The organism is Neobacillus paridis (assembly GCF_016765675.1).
Taxonomy (GTDB): domain Bacteria; phylum Bacillota; class Bacilli; order Bacillales; family Cytobacillaceae; genus Neobacillus; species Neobacillus paridis.
Window position 1 is genome coordinate 1 of record NZ_JAESWB010000283.1, and the last position, 619, is coordinate 619.

The window sequence follows — 619 nt, forward strand, 5'->3', positions numbered from 1 at the left end:
CCCGCACCGACTGGACACCGCTGGCGCAGCAGTTTCAGCACGATCTGTATCTGCGCATATTTAAGGGAGAGCCGTATCGCGAATACATACGGGACTATGTCGCTCGTACTTTCAAGGGCGAGCTCGACGCATTGCTGGTGTATCGGAAGCGTTTGCGCCGGCCATTGGATGAGTATCAGCAAAATGTCCCGCCGCATGTTCGCGCGGCGCGCATCGCGGATGAGTTCAACCGGAAACAAGGGCGGCCGCAGCAATATCAGAACCGTGGATGGATACGGTATGTGATGACGACAGCTGGTCCGGAGCCTCTGGAGACCCGTCGCTCGCCAATCGACTATGAGCATTACTTGACGCGCCAATTGCAGCCGGTGGCGGATGCCATACTGCCATTTATGGGCGATCACTTTGCCCTGCTTACCAGTCGCCAACAGAATTTATTCTAAGGCAGCCTACCCGCCCGCCTAGAATAGTTTGGATCTCCGAGTTCGTTGACCAACTGCCGTTGACGACCCAAAGCGGCCGATAGGGAAATTTTTCTTGATGTCCGAAATCTGACTGGAAGCAGACAAAGTAAAACTGCGAAACCCAGACAGCGATATCTCCTGAGATTTCCGACAAC

The 619-nt window shown here is 54.4% G+C and carries 2 protein-coding genes; one reads left to right on the forward strand and one right to left on the reverse strand.

Translation table 11 applies throughout. The annotated features are described in order from the left end of the window. Nucleotides 1–443 (forward strand): hypothetical protein (locus JK635_RS28830; RefSeq protein ID WP_202655457.1); only part of this gene is annotated, 443 nt, incomplete at its 5' end. Here JK635_RS28830 and JK635_RS28835 read toward each other — a convergent pair. Continuing rightward, on the reverse strand, nucleotides 415–619 hold a 205-nt coding region (locus tag JK635_RS28835), incomplete at its 5' end, for a hypothetical protein (RefSeq protein WP_235888215.1). The genes JK635_RS28830 and JK635_RS28835 overlap by 29 nt on opposite strands.